The sequence below is a fragment of the Bacillus sp. GC_Bacil_1 genome (genome assembly GCF_026540675.1).
GTDB classification, from domain to species: Bacteria; Bacillota; Bacilli; order Bacillales; family Bacillaceae_G; genus Bacillus_A; species Bacillus_A cereus.
Genome location: NZ_JALNUG010000003.1, coordinates 246086 through 263623, shown reverse-complemented (window position 1 = coordinate 263623; position 17538 = coordinate 246086). Strand labels below are relative to the sequence as shown.

The window sequence follows — 17538 nt, the reverse complement described above, 5'->3', positions numbered from 1 at the left end:
ATCTGTGTCAATTCAAAAAATTGATGGAAAACGTTTATCACAAATGATCATGCAAGGAGCGAATAATTTAACAAATAATGTTCAGCTTGTTGATGCATTAAACGTATTTCCAGTTCCAGATGGCGATACCGGTACAAACATGAACTTATCTATGACTTCAGGTGCGCGTGAAGTGAAAGCAAATCCTTCACAGCATGCTGGTAAAGTCGGCGTAAGTTTAGCAAAAGGATTATTAATGGGAGCTCGTGGTAACTCTGGAGTTATTCTATCTCAGTTGTTCCGTGGTTTCTCTAAATCCATTGAACAAAAAGAAGAATTAACAACAGTTGATTTTGCTGCAGCACTAGAAGCTGGAGTAGAGGCGGCTTATAAAGCGGTTATGAAACCGATTGAAGGAACGATTTTAACGGTTGCAAGAGAAACGGGTAAATATGCAGTAACAGTTGCGAAAAAACAGCGCGACTTTGTTTTGTTTATGGAAGACGTTGTGAAAGAAGCAAACGCATCGTTAAATCGTACGCCAGATTTATTACCTGTATTAAAACAAGTTGGCGTTGTAGATAGCGGTGGTAAAGGTCTTGTAGTGGTATACGAAGGATTTTTAGCTGACTTAAAAGGAGAAACGATTTCTTCTGATGCACCGACGCAAACATCTATGAATGAGATGGTACGCGCAGAACATCACCGTAGTGTACAAAGCCAATTGAGTACAGAAGATATTAAGTATGGATATTGTACGGAGTTCATGGTGAAATTAGAGGCTGAAAAGGTGAAAGAGCATAATTTCTCTGAACAAAAATTCCGTGAAGATATTAGTGTATATGGTGATTCTCTACTAGTTGTGTCTGATGATGAAATTGTAAAAGTTCATATCCACGCAGAACATCCTGGAGACGCTATGAACTACGGGCAAAAATACGGTAGTTTAATTAAGATTAAAGTAGAAAATATGCGTGAACAGCATACTGCTTTATTAGATGAACCTGCTATGGTTCCTGAACAACCAGCTCAATCGAAAGAAAAACAACCATATGGTATCGTAACTGTGGCAATGGGGTCTGGTATTAAAACTTTATTTGAGAGCATCGGCGCAACGAAAGTTATCGAAGGTGGTCAAACGATGAATCCAAGTACGGAGGATATCGTGAAGGCAATTGAAGAAGCGAATGCTGAAAAAATCATTATTTTACCGAATAACGGAAATATTGTAATGGCAGCAGAACAAGCGGCATCAGTTGTAGATCAAGAAGTTATTGTTGTTCGTTCGAAAACAGTTCCTCAAGGTATGGCAGCAATGTTAGCATTTAACCCAGTTGGAACGTTAGAAGAGAATGAAGAAAACATGCAAGAAGCTTTATCTCATGTGAAAACAGGTCAAATTACGTATGCTGTACGTGATACGGAAATTGATGGTGTAGCAATTCAAAAAGATGACTTCATGTGTATTGCAGATGGAAAAATTGTATCTACAAATGCTGAAAAAGTAGGAGCTGCGAAGCAATTACTAGAAGCGCTTATTGATGAAGATTCTGAAATCGTAACGATTCTACAAGGTGAAGATGCAACTGACGAAGAAGTAGCGGAGTTAGTTGAATTTGTAGAAGAGAAATTTGAAGATGCAGAAGTAGAAGTGCATGCTGGAAACCAACCAGTGTATTCTTTCATCTTCTCTGTAGAATAAGATAAGATTCGTTTTGAAAATAAATGGATTACTTACTTGCTAATGGATAAGAAGTAGTAATATGAAGTTTATTACTAGTTTTTATTCAAAAGGCTAGCATATTGAAGAGAGAAAAGAGCCTTGCTGCTAATAGTGAGGCTCTTTTTTACTTGTTTTATATAAGGGATTTGAGTAGTTTCTCTTAGAATGCCTATGATAGAATATATAAGGTGAAAGAGAGCGATTACAGATGCTAATTGGTACTCAAATAAAATGCAATAAAGAAAATAATGTGACGGGGTGTGAGAATCTTGAATGATGTTGTACAAGTTCCTGTTACGGATGTAAAGGGGATCGGAGGAGAAACATCTGAGTTACTACATGAGATGGGGATTTATACAGTTTCTCATCTATTAGAACATTTTCCGTACCGTTATGAAGATTATGCGATGAAAGATCTTGCTGAAGTAAAGCATGATGAACGTGTAACGATTGAAGGGAAGGTCCATAGTGCTCCTTTGCTGCAATATTATGGTAAGAAGAAATCGCGTCTAACAGTTCGTGTTCTCGTCGGTCGTTATTTAATTACGGCGGTATGTTTTAATAGGCCTTACTATAAGCAAAAATTAACGTTAGATGAAACGGTAACGATTACTGGTAAATGGGATCAACATCGTCAAACAATTGCTGTATCAGAACTTCATTTTGGGCCAGTTGTACGTCAACAAGAAGTGGAGCCTGTTTACTCAGTAAAGGGGAAACTTACAGTAAAACAGATGCGTCGTTTTATTGCTCAAGCGTTAAAGGAATATGGAGATTCTATAGTCGAAGTGTTACCGGATGGTTTGTTAGGCCGGTATAAATTATTACCAAGATATGAAGCACTTAAGGCTTTGCATTTTCCGGTAGGACAGGAGGATTTAAAGCAAGCGCGTCGCCGTTTTGTATATGAGGAATTTTTCTTATTTCAGCTGAAAATGCAAACACTGAGGAAAATGGAGAGGGAAAATTCAAAAGGGACGAAGAAAGAGATTCCGTCAGTAGAATTACAAGAATTTATCGATGCATTGCCGTTCCCGTTAACTGGTGCGCAGCGCCGAGTTGTAGATGAAATTTTAAAAGATATGACATCTCCTTATCGGATGAACCGACTATTACAAGGTGACGTTGGTTCTGGGAAAACAGTTGTTGCTGCGATTGGCCTTTATGCATCGAAATTAGCTCATTATCAAGGTGCTTTAATGGTTCCTACAGAAATTTTAGCTGAGCAACATTATCAGTCGCTTGCTGAAACGTTTTCGCATTTTGGTATGAAGGTGGAACTGCTAACAAGTTCTGTTAAAGGTGCAAGACGCCGAGAAATTTTAGCGAAGTTAGAACAAGGAGAAATAGATATTCTTGTTGGAACGCACGCTTTAATTCAAGATGAAGTTATATTTCATAGGTTGGGTCTCGTTATTACAGATGAACAGCATCGATTTGGTGTAGCGCAGCGCCGAGTTTTACGGGAGAAAGGTGAAAGTCCAGATGTATTATTTATGACAGCGACACCAATTCCGCGTACGCTTGCAATTACTGCATTTGGAGAGATGGATGTTTCGATAATCGATGAGATGCCAGCAGGTAGAAAGGTGATTGAAACATACTGGGCAAAACATGATATGTTAGATCGCGTCCTCGGTTTTGTTGAGAAGGAAATAAAAAAAGGAAGACAGGCATACGTTATTTGTCCTCTAATTGAAGAATCTGAGAAACTTGATGTGCAAAATGCTATCGACTTACATAGTATGCTGACGCATCATTACCAAGGGAAATGCCAAGTTGGATTGATGCATGGGAGATTATCGTCTCAGGAAAAAGAAGAGATAATGGGTCAGTTTAGTGAAAATAAAGTGCAAATTCTTGTATCGACAACAGTTGTTGAGGTGGGTGTGAACGTACCAAATGCGACTGTGATGGTTATTTATGATGCAGAACGTTTCGGTTTATCGCAGCTTCATCAGCTTAGAGGGCGTGTCGGGCGTGGTAGTGAACAATCATATTGTTTATTAATAGCAGACCCTAAATCAGAAACAGGAAAAGAAAGAATGCGCATAATGACTGAAACAAATGATGGATTTGTATTGTCAGAAAAAGATTTAGAATTACGAGGTCCTGGAGATTTCTTTGGGAGTAAGCAAAGTGGCTTACCAGAATTTAAGGTTGCTGACATGGTACACGATTATCGAGCGTTAGAAACAGCAAGGCAAGATGCGGCGATACTAGTAGATTCAGAAGCATTTTGGCACAATGATCAGTACGCTGCCTTGCGTACGTATCTTGATGGGACAGGTGTGTTCCAAGGAGAGAAGCTCGATTAAAGGGAGTCAACAAAAATTTTTGTTGCATTCTACTTTTAATGATTATATACTACTGTTAGTACCTAGTCATAAAAATGGATGGTGCGGTATGAAGAAAAGAAGAAGTAAAAAAGAAAGACAAGAATTATTACAACAAACAATCGAATCAAATCCTTTTATTACGGATGAAGATTTAGCGGAAAAATTTCAAGTGAGTATACAAACAGTACGACTGGATCGTATGGAATTGTCTATTCCTGAATTAAGAGAGAGAATTAAACATGTAGCGACAAAGCAACATGAAGAAGATGTGAAATCTTTACCGTTAGAAGAGGTTGTCGGAGAAATTATTGATATTGAATTAGATAGACATGCAATCTCTATCTTTGAAGTAAAGGTAGAACATGTATTTAAAAGAAATCAAATTGCCCGTGGGCATCATCTGTTTGCGCAAGCAAACTCACTAGCTGTTGCGGTTATTGATGAAGAATTAGCTTTAACTGCAAAGTCTACCATTCGATACATTCGCCCTGTAAAATTAGGAGAGCGTGTTGTTGCAAAAGCGCGTGTTGAAGACGTAGAGAATGATAAGGGACGGACGGTTGTCAAAGTGCGTAGCTTCGTTGGAGAAGAACTTGTTTTTACAGGCACTTTTGAAATGTATCGATCTAGTAATTATAGTGAGGAAGGTAACAACTTATGAAAATCGCAATAGATGCAATGGGCGGAGATCACGCTCCAAAGGCTGTAGTATTAGGGGCAATGAAAGCTATTAAGGAATATTCTGATCTACATATTACGTTAGTAGGGAAAGAAGAGGAAATTCGTCAATATTTAACGAGTGATGAACGAATTACTATTCTTCATACAGACGAAAAAATAGAATCGACGGAGGAACCAGTAAGAGCGGTTCGTCGAAAAAAACAAGCTTCAATGGTACTTGCGGCACAGCAAGTAAAGGATGGAGAAGCAGACGCTTGTATATCCGCAGGTAGTACAGGAGCTTTAATGGCAGCTGGATTATTTGTTGTCGGTCGTATGGAAGGAATTGAGCGACCAGCTTTATCGCCTACAATGCCAACTGTAGATGGAAAAGGTTTTGTTATGTTAGATGTTGGAGCAAATGTTGATGCAAAACCAATTCATTTATATCAATATGCAGTAATGGGATCTGTTTATGCTGAGAAGGTAAGAGGAATTGAAAATCCTCGTGTTGGACTATTAAACGTTGGAACAGAGGATGGAAAAGGAAACGAGCTTTCAAAGCAAGTATTTGCAATACTTAAGGATGCGCCAATTAATTTCGTTGGGAACGTTGAATCGAGAGATTTATTGCAAGGTGTAGCAGATGTTGTTGTATGTGATGGTTTTACAGGGAATGTAGCGTTGAAATCATTAGAAGGAACAGCACTTGCGCTATTCTCTATGTTGAAAGAACAACTAATGAGTTCGTTTACGAGCAAATTAGCAGCGGCGGTATTAAAGCCAAAACTTATGGTATTAAAAGATAAAATGGATTATTCGGAGTATGGGGGAGCTGCATTATTTGGATTGAAAGCACCTGTCATTAAGGCTCACGGTTCTTCTAATGACCAGTCGATATTTAGTGCGATTCGTCAAACGAGAGAAATGGTAGCGAAAGAAGTAATTCCTACAATTTCAAGCGTAATGGAGGAAGAGTCACTCCAATAAGAGGAGGATTTGAAATGGGAAAAATAGCATTTCTTTTTCCGGGCCAAGGTTCACAGGCAGTTGGAATGGGTAAACAATTAGCAGAGAATAATAAAGAGGTTGCAAAAGTGTTTGCAAAAGCAGATGAGGTGTTACAAGATTCACTTTCAGAAGTGATTTTTGAAGGGCCGCAGGAAAAGCTTACATTAACAACAAATGCTCAGCCTGCATTATTAACAACGAGTTTTGCTATTTTGACAGCTTTGAAAGAGTATGACATTACACCTGACTTTGTCGCTGGTCATAGTTTAGGTGAATATAGCGCTCTTGTAGCAGCTGGTGCATTAACTTTTGAAGATGCGGTATATGCTGTAAGGAAACGCGGGGAATATATGGAAGAAGCTGTTCCGGGCGGGGAAGGTGCAATGGCAGCTATATTAGGTGCTGACCCACATATGCTGAAACAAGTTACAGAAGAAGTAACAAGTGAAGGATATGCAGTGCAAATCGCTAATATGAATAGTACGAAGCAAATTGTAATTTCTGGAACGAAGCAAGGCGTAGAGCTTGCTTCTCAAAGAGCGAAAGAAAATGGTGCAAAGAGAGCAATTCCACTAAAAGTAAGTGGGCCATTCCATTCTTCACTTATGAAGCCGGCAGCTGAGAAGTTCCAAAGTGTTTTGAATGAAATTACAATTCATGATACGAATATTCCTGTTATTGCAAATGTTACGGCGGATGTTATTACACGTGGTGCCGACATTCAAGAAAAGTTAATCGAACAGCTTTATTCGCCTGTATTATGGTACCCGTCTATTGAATGTATGGTGAAGCAGGGAGTAGATACATTTATTGAAATTGGGCCTGGAAAAGTACTTGCTGGACTTATGAAGTCAATTGATTCATCAGTGAAAGCATATGCGATATATGATGAAGAGACATTAAAAGATACCATTTCAAATTTGAGAGGAGAAAACTGATGTTAAAAGGGAAGGTAGCATTAGTAACTGGCGCTTCACGTGGAATTGGTCGCGCGATTGCGATCGATTTAGCGAAACAAGGGGCAAATGTAGTAGTAAATTATGCAGGTAATGAACAAAAAGCAAATGAAGTAGTAGATGAAATTAAGAAATTAGGTTCTGATGCAATTGCGGTAAAAGCAGATGTTGCAAATGCTGATGATGTTACAAATATGGTGAAACAAACAGTAGACACATTTGGACAAGTTGATATTCTTGTAAATAATGCTGGTGTAACAAAAGATAATTTATTAATGCGTATGAAAGAAGAAGAATGGGATACAGTTATTAATACAAACTTAAAAGGTGTATTCTTATGTACAAAAGCAGTATCTCGTTATATGATGCGTCAACGTCACGGTAGAATTATAAATATCGCTTCTGTTGTGGGTGTTATAGGAAACCCAGGGCAAGCTAATTATGTTGCTGCTAAAGCGGGTGTTATTGGATTAACAAAAACATCTGCAAAAGAGTTAGCAAGTCGAAATATTACTGTGAATGCAATTGCGCCAGGCTTTATTGCGACTGATATGACTGATGTACTAGATGAGAATATTAAAGCCGAAATGTTAAAAGTTATTCCAGCTGCTCAATTTGGTGAAGCGCAAGATATCGCGAATGCTGTAACGTTTTTTGCTTCTGATCAAAGCAAATATGTTACAGGTCAAACGTTAAATGTTGATGGCGGTATGGTAATGTAATAAAAGAATCGATTTCACCTAGTTTTTTTGGTCAATATTTAATATAATATTTGAGGGGAGGTGAATGGAATGGCAGATGTTTTAGAACGCGTAACAAAAATCATCGTTGATCGTTTAGGAGTAGAAGAGACTGAGGTAGTACCAGCTGCAAGCTTCAAGGAAGATTTAGGAGCAGACTCCCTAGATGTAGTAGAACTTGTAATGCAATTAGAAGATGAATTCGAAATGGAAATTTCTGATGAAGATGCTGAAAAGATTGCTACTGTTGGCGATGCTGTGACTTACATAGAGAGTCATCTATAATGCTTAAGTGAAGTCCCGTTTTTTAGCGGGGCTTTCTGGCTTATATCTGGAGGGACCTATGCCGTACCGAAAATATAGAGAAAAAAAATACGAAACAAAATATCGTGAAGCATTTAAAGTGTTTCAAGAAAAGATAGGTATTACGTTTACAGATGAAAAATTATTGATTCAAGCATTTACGCATTCATCGTATGTGAATGAGCATCGAAAAAAACCGCATGAAGATAATGAGCGTCTTGAATTTCTTGGAGATGCAGTATTGGAACTTACTGTATCGCAGTATCTGTTTCAAAAATATCCGACAATGAGCGAAGGAGAGTTAACAAAACTACGTGCAGCTATTGTATGTGAGCCATCTCTTGTTCGTTTTGCGAACGAATTGTCATTTGGTAGCCTTGTTTTATTAGGAAAAGGTGAAGAAATGACAGGTGGACGTGAACGACCAGCTTTATTAGCGGATGTCTTTGAAGCGTTTATTGGTGCCCTTTATCTTGATCAAGGGTTAGAAACAGTTTGGGAATTCTTAAAAGAAATTGTATATCCGAAAATTAATGAGGGTGCTTTTTCTCATGTGATGGATTATAAGAGTCAGTTACAAGAATTGATTCAGCGTGATGGTAGTGGCAATGTTGAGTATCAAATTTTGCAAGAAAAAGGACCAGCTCACAATCGAGAATTTGTGTCACGTGTTACGTTAAATAACGTAGCTTTAGGTCTTGGTAGTGGTAAGTCGAAAAAAGAAGCAGAGCAACAAGCTGCTGCAGAAGCATTGAAAAAATTAAAAGAACAACTATAAGGAATCCCCCTTTGAATGAGGGGGATTCCTTGTGCATAGAATGAAACTTTCTTTTTGTTTGTAAATAAAAAGAAGGTAAATCCGTATAATAGCTTGTTTTTGTATAGAGAACATTTATAACGACGGAGAATAGGAGGAAGGCCTTTCGTGTTTTTAAAAAGATTAGAAATAGCAGGGTTTAAGTCTTTTGCTGAGCGTGTATCTGTTGATTTTGTCCCGGGTGTAACTTCTGTAGTAGGACCTAATGGAAGCGGGAAAAGTAATATTACTGATGCAATTCGCTGGGTACTTGGTGAACAATCTGCAAAATCATTACGTGGTGCAAAGATGGAGGATATTATTTTTGCAGGCAGTGATACGAGGAGAGCGGTTAATGTTGCTGAAGTAACAATAACTTTAAATAATGAAGATCAACGTTTACCAATTGAATACAATGAGGTGTGTGTAACACGTCGTGTATCTCGTTCAGGTGAAAGTGATTTTTATATTAATAAACAATCATGTAGATTGAAAGATATTATTGATTTATTTATGGACTCTGGTATGGGAAGAGAAGCTTTTTCAATTATTAGCCAGGGGAAAGTGGAAGAGATTTTAAGTAGTAAGTCAGAAGAGCGTCGAGGTGTATTTGAAGAAGCGGCAGGCGTACTAAAATACAAACTTCGCAAAAAGAAAGCTGAAGGAAAATTAGAAGAAACACAAGAAAACTTAAATCGTGTACAAGATATAATTCATGAATTAAGTAGTCAAGTAGAACCTTTAGAAAGACAAGCTTCTATTGCGAAAGATTATCTTGAGAATAAAGAAGAATTAGAGAAAGTAGAAGCTGCGCTTATTGTCCATGAAATTGAAGAATTGCATGAGAAATGGGAAGCACTTCGAAATCAGTTTGGGCATAATAAAAATGAAGAAGCTAAAATGTCAACGAATTTACAAAAAAGTGAAGAAGAACTTGAGGAATTACGAGGACAATTACAAGCGGTAGATGAGTCTGTAGACTCGTTGCAAGAGGTACTTCTTCTTTCTAGTAAAGAGCTAGAAAAACTAGAAGGGCAGCGCGAGTTGTTAAAAGAGAGAAAGCAAAATGCTACGACGCATTGTGCACAACTTGAGCAGTTAATTGTTGAATTAACAGAGAAAGCTAAAATTTACGATGGTGAGATTGAGTCAAGTACAGAAGCTTTAATGCAATTTGTGAATGAAGTAAAAGAGTTGGAGCAAAAATTGCATGATAATGAGCAATTGCTTGCTACTTTTGCTGACAATTTAGAGGAACAGATTGAGAATTTAAAAGGTGACTATATTGAACTTTTAAATCAACAAGCTAGTCATCGCAATGAATTATCTATGATTGAGGAACAATCTAAACAGCAAACGTCTAAAAACGAGCGTCTAGATGAAGAGAATGCGAAATATGTAGAAATGCGTATGGAAATTACAGCGAAAAAGACGAAACTTGTAGAAAGTTACGAACAAGCAAAAGAAAAAGTAGCTGGCATTCTCTCAAACATACAGAAGACAGAGGCGGCACTTGGGAAATGTAAGACGCAGTATAGTGAAAATGAAACAAAACTATACCAAGCATACCAATTTGTGCAACAGGCACGTTCTCGAAAAGAAATGCTTGAAGAGATGCAAGAAGATTATTCTGGCTTCTATCAAGGTGTACGTGAAGTATTGAAAGCTAGAGAAAATAGGTTGCAAGGTATCGAGGGTGCTGTTGCGGAACTGTTAACGGTTCCGAAAGAATACGAAGTTGCAATGGAAATCGCTCTAGGTGCAGCGATGCAGCATATTGTTGTACAAACAGAGGAGCATGCTCGTAATGCGATTGCATTTTTAAAGCAAAATAAACATGGACGTGCAACGTTTTTACCGCAAGCTGTTATTAAAAGCAGATCGTTATCATTTGAGCAATTACGCATTGCAAATCAACACCCATCGTTTGTAGGTGTGGCGGCAGAACTTGTGCAGTACAACAATAAATATGAAAATGTAGTTTCAAATTTATTAGGTACTGTTATTGTTGCGAAAGATTTACGCGGAGCAAATGAGTTGGCGAAACAACTGCAATACCGTTATCGCATTGTAACAATTGAAGGTGACGTAGTGAATCCTGGCGGTTCTATGACTGGTGGGGCGGTAAAACAAGCGAAATCTTCTTTATTAGGACGCCAACGTGAACTGGAAGAGTGGACTCGCAAGTTAACTGATATGGAAGAAAAAACAACGAAGTTAGAAAACTTTGTTAAAGCAGTAAAACAAGAGATTCAAGAAAAAGAAGTGAAAATACGCGAACTAAGGCAAACTGTAGAAGTGGATCGTGTAGAAGAGCAGAAATTAAGAGAAGAGATTAATCGTTTAGAATTAGACGAACATCGTATTAATGACCGCTTGTCTATTTATGATTTAGAGATTGAAGGGTTTTTACAAGATCGAGTAAAAATGCAAGGGCGTAAAGAGGAGTTAGAAGGGATTTTAGCGAATCTTCAAGCTGATATCACTGAGTTAGATAGTAAAATTGTAGCTTTAACAAAACAAAAAAGTGAGCAACATTCTTCGAAAGAAAAAGTTCAAAAAGAAATGACTGAATTAAAAGTGCTGGCAGCTGAAAAGCAACAACGCTTATCTAATCAAAAAGAAAAAGTTGAACGATTGACGAAGGAAAAAGAAGAAACGGATGCGACACTTGTAAAAACGAAAGAGGATTTAGCATTCTTAAAACAAGAAATGACATCTAATTCAAGTGGTGAAGAGCAAATTACGAATATGATTGAGAAGAAAGCGTATGATCGTAATCAAACTTCAGAATTAATTCGCTCTCGTCGTGAACAACGTGTATCGTTGCAAGAGAGAGTAGAACATTTAGAACGCAATTTGAAAGAAACGACAGGTAAACATAAATATATTCTTGAAATGTTGAAAGATCAAGAAGTGAGAATAAACCGACTTGATGTCGAGTTGGAAAATAGATTACAACATTTACGTGAAACATATACGATTTCATTTGAAGCGGCGAAACTAAAATATACAATGACAATGCCTGCAGAAGATGCGCGTAAGAAAGTAAAATTAATCAAATTATCCATAGAAGAGTTAGGTACAGTGAACCTAGGGGCAATTGATGAATATGAACGTGTAGCGGAGCGGCATACATTCTTACTAGAGCAGAGAGACGATCTAGAAGAAGCGAAAACGACATTGCACCAGCTTATTACCGAAATGGATGAAGAAATGAAAAAACGCTTTTCTACTACGTTTGAAGGCATTAGAATGGAGTTTCAATCGGTATTCTCTGAATTATTTGGAGGCGGTAGAGCGGATTTAGTAATGACTAATCCAGAGGATTTACTAAATACGGGTATTGATATTGTAGCACAACCGCCAGGGAAGAAATTGCAGAACTTAGGTTTACTTTCAGGTGGCGAGCGTGCTTTAACGGCAATTGCGCTTTTATTTGGTATTTTAAAAGTGCGCCCAGTACCGTTCTGTGTACTAGATGAGGTAGAGGCTGCCCTTGATGAAGCGAATGTAGCTCGTTTTGCACAGTATTTAAAGAAATTTAGTGATGAGACGCAGTTTATTGTAATTACACATAGAAAAGGTACAATGGAAGAGTCTGATGTGTTGTACGGTGTAACAATGCAAGAATCAGGGGTATCTAAACTTGTATCGGTTCGTTTAGATGCCGGAGAAGAACTTATTGCAAGTGAATAGGAAGGATGGGAAAGTATGAGTTTTTTTAAAAAACTAAAAGAAAAAATTTCAAAACAAACGGATACAGTTACAGAGAAATTTAAACACGGATTAGAAAAAACTAGAAATTCATTTGCGGATAAAGTGAATGATTTAGTCTATCGTTACCGTAAAGTGGACGAAGATTTCTTCGAAGAGTTAGAAGAAATCTTAATTGGTGCAGACGTTGGCGTTGCGACGGTAATGGAATTAATTGATCAATTGAAAGAAGAAGTACAACGTCGTAACATTCAAGATCCAAAAGAAGTACAAGCTGTTATTTCAGAAAAACTAGTGGGAATTTACAAAGGTGACAGCGATTTTAGTAACGAAATTAATATGCAAGAGGACCAATTAACGGTTGTTTTATTTGTTGGTGTTAACGGTGTAGGAAAAACGACAACAATTGGTAAACTGGCGCATAAGTTTAAATCAGAAGGTAAGTCAGTCCTATTGGCAGCAGGAGACACATTCCGTGCTGGGGCGATTGAACAATTAGAAGTATGGGGCGATCGTGTTGGTGTAGAAGTGATTAAACAAGGATCTGGATCTGATCCAGCGGCGGTTATGTATGACGCTGTACAAGCTGCGAAAGCACGTAAGGTAGATGTATTACTATGTGACACAGCAGGGCGCTTGCAAAATAAAGTAAACTTAATGAAAGAGTTAGAGAAGGTGAAGCGTGTAATTGAGCGTGAAGTACCAGGTGCTCCTCATGAAGTATTGCTTGTTATTGATGCAACAACAGGACAAAACGGTTTAAGCCAAGCGAAAACATTCCGGGAGGCAACGAATGTAACTGGTATTGTTTTAACGAAGTTAGATGGAACTGCTAAAGGTGGTATTGTATTAGCGATTCGTAACGAAATGGATGTACCGGTGAAGTTTGTTGGATTAGGAGAGCAAATGGATGATTTGCAGCAGTTTGATCCAGAACAATATGTGTATGGTTTATTTGCGAACTTAGTAGAAACAGAAGAAGTATAAGCGAAAGAAGCGGTATTTCCGCTTCTTTTTCTATAAAAATATATGATGTTAAGAAAAAAACTTGACACTCTTTTGGACTCCATGTAAACTAATTCATGTAAAGGGAAATCACTTAACAAAGGATGATCCAACATGCTCGAAAAAACAACGAGAATGAACTATTTATTTGATTTTTATCAATCGTTGTTAACGCAAAAACAAAGAAGTTATATGTCGCTTTATTATCTAGATGATTTATCTCTTGGTGAAATTGCGGAAGAATTTGATGTAAGTCGCCAAGCCGTGTATGATAACATTAAACGGACTGAAGCGATGCTTGAAGAATATGAAGAAAAATTAGTATTACTTCAAAAGTTTCAAGAGCGACAGCGACTTGTTGCAAAGCTAAAACAGCTAATCAGCGAAGAAGAGCATGTGAATGAAGAAATGAAACAAGTTGTTGAAGCTATCGAAAAATTAGATTAGGAGGGCGGCAATATGGCATTTGAAGGATTAGCCGACCGACTTCAACAGACAATGCAAAAAATCCGCGGCAAAGGAAAAGTTTCTGAAGCCGATGTGAAAGAAATGATGAGAGAAGTTCGTCTAGCTCTTTTAGAAGCAGATGTTAACTTTAAAGTAGTAAAAGATTTTGTGAAGCGTGTGTCTGAACGTGCTGTCGGACAAGATGTAATGAAAAGTTTGACACCTGGACAACAAGTAATTAAAGTTGTACAGGAAGAACTTACAGAACTTATGGGCGGAGAGCAAAGCAAAATTGCTGTTGCTAATAAGCCACCGACTGTTATTATGATGGTTGGTCTGCAAGGTGCGGGTAAAACAACGACGACAGGTAAGCTTGCGAATTTGCTTCGTAAAAAGCATAATCGTAAACCGATGCTTGTTGCAGCTGATATTTACCGTCCAGCAGCAATTAAACAGCTTGAAACATTAGGGAAGCAATTGGACATGCCTGTATTTTCTTTAGGAGATCAAGTAAGTCCTGTTGAAATTGCGAAACAAGCGATTGCAAAAGCAAAAGAAGATCATCATGATTATGTTTTAATCGATACAGCGGGTCGCCTGCATATTGATGAAGAACTAATGGATGAATTAGCGAAAGTTAAAGAAGTTGCGAAACCGGATGAAATTTTCCTTGTTGTCGATGCGATGACGGGACAAGACGCGGTAAATGTTGCACAAAGTTTCCATGAACAGTTAGGTTTAACAGGTGTTGTATTAACGAAATTAGATGGTGATACGCGCGGTGGTGCTGCATTATCTATTAAGGCTGTAACAAACACACCGATTAAATTTGCAGGTATGGGTGAAAAACTAGATGCAATTGAAGCGTTCCATCCAGAGCGTATGGCATCCCGTATTTTAGGGATGGGCGATGTCTTAACATTGATTGAAAAAGCGCAAGCTACAGTTGATGAAGAGAAAGCAAAAGAACTTGAGCAAAAAATGCGTACGCTTTCGTTTACGCTTGACGATTTCCTAGAACAACTTGGACAAGTGCGTCAACTTGGGCCGCTTGATGAATTGTTAGGAATGCTTCCTGGTGCAAATAAAATTAAAGGGCTGAAAAATGCGCAAGTTGATGAAAAACAAATTGGGCATATTGAGGCAATTATTCGTTCTATGACTAAATTAGAACGAGAACAACCGGAAATAATCAATGCTAGTCGCAAAAAGCGCATTGCCAAAGGTAGCGGTACAACTGTACAAGAAATCAATCGTCTAATCAAACAATTCGATGACATGAAAAAAATGATGAAGACGATGACTGGAATGCAAAAAGGCAAGAAAAAAGGACTAGGTGGATTGAAGTTTCCATTCATGTAAGGAAAAAAAGATGGCTCTGTTAAGAAAAAATACTTTACAAAGCAATAGTCTTTTTGCTAATATAATTATCTGTGTGAAATAAATTCGGAGGTGCTTTATAAATGGCAGTTAAAATTCGTTTAAAACGTATGGGAGCTAAAAAAACTCCTTTCTATCGTGTAGTTGTTGCAGATTCTCGTTCTCCTCGTGACGGACGTTTCATTGAGGAAATCGGAACTTACAATCCAGTTGCTCAACCAGCTGAAGTTAAGATCAACGAAGAAGCAGCATTAAAATGGTTAGGAAATGGTGCTAAACCATCTGATACAGTTCGTAACTTATTCTCTAACCAAGGTATCATGGAGAAATTCCACTTATCTAAACAAGGTAAGTAATTGAGGCAATGACTATGAAGAAGTTAGTCGAGACGATTGTCAAGCCTCTTGTCGATCATCCTGAAGATGTAAAAGTTACACAGGAACTTTACAACGGAGAGATAAAGTATCGATTAACTGTACATCCTGAGGATGTTGGAAAAGTCATTGGAAAGCAAGGGAGAGTTGCGAAAGCGATTCGAATGCTCTTGTATTCAGTGGGACATCATAATGATGAGAAAGTAACACTGGAAATTCAATAAACGTAAAAAGGGCGAGGAGTTATTCCTCTCCCTTTTTTAACATTTAAATAGAGATTGCATGTTCCATATATGAAATGGAGATGCTTAATTTATATAGAAACCAGGGGTGACATACTATTTATGACAAAATGGTTTAACGTAGGGAAAATTGTAAATACTCATGGCGTAAGAGGAGAAATCCGTGTTATTTCTCGTACTGATTTTCCAGAAGAGCGATATAAAGTAGGAAACACACTATACATATCGAATGAGAAAGACACAGACTACCTTCCGGTGAAGATAACTTCTCATCGCCAACATAAGACATTCGATTTATTAACATTTGAAGGATATAACAATGTAGATGAAGTAGAGAAGTTTAAAGGTTCTTTAATAAAAGTACCAGAAGAGCAGTTAGGCGAACTTGCTGAAGGTGAATACTACTATCACGAAATTATTGGTTGCAGCGTTGTAACGGAAGAAGGAGAAGCGCTAGGGACAATCAAAGAAATTCTCTCTCCTGGTGCAAATGATGTTTGGGTGATTAAACGTCCGAAGGGTCAAGATCTTTTAATTCCTTATATTGATGACGTTGTACTTCAAGTTAATATTGAAAATAAATTAGTAACCATTCATGTAATGGAAGGGTTGCTATAATGAAAATTGATATTTTAACGTTGTTCCCAGACATGTTTACCGGTGTATTTGGATCTTCTATATTAAAGAAGGCGCAAGAAAAAGAAGCGGTAAACCTTCGTGTTGTTAACTTTCGTGATTATACAACAAGTAAGCATAATAGCGTAGACGATTATCCTTACGGCGGAGGAGCTGGTATGGTGCTTACTCCTCAGCCTATTTTTGATGCTGTAGAAGATTTGACGAAAGAGACAGAGCGTAAGCCGAGAGTTGTCTTAATGTGTCCGCAGGGCGAAAGATTTACGCAGAAGAAAGCGGAAGAGCTTGCAGAGGAAGAACATTTGATCTTTGTATGTGGGCATTATGAAGGGTATGACGAACGAATTCGTGAGCATCTCGTAACGGATGAGATTTCTATTGGTGACTATGTATTAACGGGCGGAGAATTAGCTTCTATGGTTATTACTGATAGTGTTGTACGTCTCTTGCCAGGCGTGCTAGGAAATCATGCTTCACAAGTGGAGGATTCGTTTAGTACAGGTTTATTAGAGCATCCTCATTATACACGTCCGGCTGATTTTCGTGGTATGAAGGTACCGGATGTATTAATGTCAGGGAATCATAAAAATATTGACGAATGGCGACATAAGGAATCTTTGCGCCGTACGTATACGCGTAGACCTGATTTGTTAGATGATAGAGATCTATCTAAACAAGAGAAAAAATGGCTTGAGGAAATAAAGCGAGAGCAGTAATAACTTCATATATTTGCTATTGCAACAGGCCTAGTAATATGCTATTATAACATTTGTGCTACTGAAATCAGTAGCCGTATTAACGATGTTCCGCTGTAATTTATTAAGACTTTATAAGAGCATCTGTTTAAAGGAGAGAATTTAATATGCAACAATTAATCGCAGAAATTACAAAAGGCCAATTAAAAACTGACCTTCCTTCATTCCGTCCTGGTGACACTTTACGTGTACACGTAAAAGTTGTTGAGGGAACTCGTGAAAGAATTCAGCTTTTCGAAGGTGTTGTAATTAAACGTCGTGGTGGCGGAATTAGTGAAACATTCACAGTTCGTAAGATTTCTTACGGTGTAGGTGTTGAGCGTACATTCCCAGTTCACACGCCAAGAATCGCGAAAATCGAAGTACTTCGCCGTGGTAAAGTACGTCGTGCTAAGTTATACTACTTACGTAACCTTCGCGGTAAAAAAGCACGTATTAAAGAAATTCGATAAGACATGTATGGGAGCTTGTAAAT

At 37.9% G+C, this 17538-nt stretch carries 17 protein-coding genes; all 17 read left to right on the top strand.

Annotated features, from left to right (window positions below):
- Positions 1-4: 4 nt before the first annotated feature.
- A complete protein-coding gene (locus OXT04_RS06675) occupies positions 5-1681 on the top strand; it encodes a DAK2 domain-containing protein (RefSeq protein WP_000027131.1) in 1677 nt (558 codons plus the stop codon).
- Between the two features lie 290 nt (positions 1682-1971).
- Positions 1972-4020: an ATP-dependent DNA helicase RecG gene (gene recG / locus OXT04_RS06670; RefSeq protein ID WP_267414041.1), complete on the top strand. Its 2049-nt coding sequence runs from the start codon at positions 1972-1974 to the stop codon at positions 4018-4020.
- Positions 4021-4108: 88 nt separating this feature from the next.
- Positions 4109-4702, top strand: coding sequence for a transcription factor FapR (fapR, locus tag OXT04_RS06665; protein ID WP_000747349.1), 594 nt, complete (start codon positions 4109-4111; stop codon positions 4700-4702).
- On the top strand, positions 4699-5691 hold the full coding sequence (gene plsX / locus OXT04_RS06660) for a phosphate acyltransferase PlsX (protein WP_000684097.1): 993 nt from the start codon (positions 4699-4701) through the stop codon (positions 5689-5691). The genes fapR and plsX overlap by 4 nt, the downstream gene beginning before the upstream one ends.
- 14 nt (positions 5692-5705) lie before the next feature.
- A complete protein-coding gene (fabD, locus tag OXT04_RS06655) occupies positions 5706-6650 on the top strand; it encodes an ACP S-malonyltransferase (RefSeq protein WP_000515902.1) in 945 nt (314 codons plus the stop codon).
- Positions 6650-7390 carry a 3-oxoacyl-[acyl-carrier-protein] reductase gene (fabG, locus tag OXT04_RS06650; RefSeq protein WP_000911769.1) on the top strand — a complete coding sequence of 247 codons (741 nt, stop codon included), beginning with the start codon at positions 6650-6652 and terminating at the stop codon, positions 7388-7390. Before fabD ends, fabG begins: the two co-directional genes overlap by 1 nt.
- Positions 7391-7459: 69 nt before the next feature.
- On the top strand, positions 7460-7693 hold the full coding sequence (gene acpP / locus OXT04_RS06645) for an acyl carrier protein (RefSeq protein ID WP_000786062.1): 234 nt from the start codon (positions 7460-7462) through the stop codon (positions 7691-7693).
- Positions 7694-7751: 58 nt separating this feature from the next.
- Positions 7752-8489 (top strand): ribonuclease III, encoded by a 738-nt coding sequence (gene rncS / locus OXT04_RS06640; RefSeq protein WP_001146875.1) that lies wholly within the window; start codon positions 7752-7754, stop codon positions 8487-8489.
- Positions 8490-8636: 147 nt separating this feature from the next.
- The gene (gene smc, locus OXT04_RS06635) at positions 8637-12206 is read left to right on the top strand and encodes a chromosome segregation protein SMC (protein ID WP_072940525.1); all 3570 of its coding nucleotides are present in this window, start codon (positions 8637-8639) and stop codon (positions 12204-12206) included.
- 15 nt (positions 12207-12221) lie between these two features.
- Positions 12222-13211, top strand: a complete 990-nt coding sequence (gene ftsY / locus OXT04_RS06630) for a signal recognition particle-docking protein FtsY (RefSeq protein WP_000007642.1) — start codon at positions 12222-12224, stop codon at positions 13209-13211.
- 132 nt (positions 13212-13343) lie between these two features.
- Positions 13344-13676 carry a putative DNA-binding protein gene (locus OXT04_RS06625; protein ID WP_000891062.1) on the top strand — a complete coding sequence of 111 codons (333 nt, stop codon included), beginning with the start codon at positions 13344-13346 and terminating at the stop codon, positions 13674-13676.
- 12 nt (positions 13677-13688) lie between these two features.
- Positions 13689-15038 (top strand): signal recognition particle protein, encoded by a 1350-nt coding sequence (gene ffh / locus OXT04_RS06620; protein ID WP_000863460.1) that lies wholly within the window; start codon positions 13689-13691, stop codon positions 15036-15038.
- Positions 15039-15139: 101 nt separating this feature from the next.
- Positions 15140-15412, top strand: coding sequence for a 30S ribosomal protein S16 (rpsP, locus tag OXT04_RS06615; protein ID WP_000268750.1), 273 nt, complete (start codon positions 15140-15142; stop codon positions 15410-15412).
- 14 nt (positions 15413-15426) lie between these two features.
- Positions 15427-15654, top strand: a complete 228-nt coding sequence (locus OXT04_RS06610; protein ID WP_000737399.1) for a KH domain-containing protein — start codon at positions 15427-15429, stop codon at positions 15652-15654.
- 120 nt (positions 15655-15774) lie between these two features.
- Positions 15775-16290, top strand: coding sequence for a ribosome maturation factor RimM (gene rimM, locus OXT04_RS06605; protein ID WP_097822646.1), 516 nt, complete (start codon positions 15775-15777; stop codon positions 16288-16290).
- Complete coding sequence (trmD, locus tag OXT04_RS06600; protein WP_000686899.1) at positions 16290-17024, top strand: tRNA (guanosine(37)-N1)-methyltransferase TrmD; 735 nt, start codon at positions 16290-16292, stop codon at positions 17022-17024. Before rimM ends, trmD begins: the two co-directional genes overlap by 1 nt.
- Before the next feature lie 146 nt (positions 17025-17170).
- Complete coding sequence (rplS, locus tag OXT04_RS06595; protein ID WP_001186516.1) at positions 17171-17515, top strand: 50S ribosomal protein L19; 345 nt, start codon at positions 17171-17173, stop codon at positions 17513-17515.
- Positions 17516-17538: the final 23 nt, after the last annotated feature.

Coding starts and splice junctions, on each gene's coding strand:
- plsX (WP_000684097.1), top strand. CDS start 4,699: ATGAAAATCGCAATAGATGCAATGGGCGGAGATCACGCTCCAAAGGCT.
- rplS (WP_001186516.1), top strand. CDS start 17,171: ATGCAACAATTAATCGCAGAAATTACAAAAGGCCAATTAAAAACTGAC.
- rimM (WP_097822646.1), top strand. CDS start 15,775: ATGACAAAATGGTTTAACGTAGGGAAAATTGTAAATACTCATGGCGTA.
- fabD (WP_000515902.1), top strand. CDS start 5,706: ATGGGAAAAATAGCATTTCTTTTTCCGGGCCAAGGTTCACAGGCAGTT.
- ffh (WP_000863460.1), top strand. CDS start 13,689: ATGGCATTTGAAGGATTAGCCGACCGACTTCAACAGACAATGCAAAAA.
- rncS (WP_001146875.1), top strand. CDS start 7,752: ATGCCGTACCGAAAATATAGAGAAAAAAAATACGAAACAAAATATCGT.
- OXT04_RS06610 (WP_000737399.1), top strand. CDS start 15,427: ATGAAGAAGTTAGTCGAGACGATTGTCAAGCCTCTTGTCGATCATCCT.
- fapR (WP_000747349.1), top strand. CDS start 4,109: ATGAAGAAAAGAAGAAGTAAAAAAGAAAGACAAGAATTATTACAACAA.
- OXT04_RS06625 (WP_000891062.1), top strand. CDS start 13,344: ATGCTCGAAAAAACAACGAGAATGAACTATTTATTTGATTTTTATCAA.
- ftsY (WP_000007642.1), top strand. CDS start 12,222: ATGAGTTTTTTTAAAAAACTAAAAGAAAAAATTTCAAAACAAACGGAT.
- trmD (WP_000686899.1), top strand. CDS start 16,290: ATGAAAATTGATATTTTAACGTTGTTCCCAGACATGTTTACCGGTGTA.
- fabG (WP_000911769.1), top strand. CDS start 6,650: ATGTTAAAAGGGAAGGTAGCATTAGTAACTGGCGCTTCACGTGGAATT.
- rpsP (WP_000268750.1), top strand. CDS start 15,140: ATGGCAGTTAAAATTCGTTTAAAACGTATGGGAGCTAAAAAAACTCCT.
- acpP (WP_000786062.1), top strand. CDS start 7,460: ATGGCAGATGTTTTAGAACGCGTAACAAAAATCATCGTTGATCGTTTA.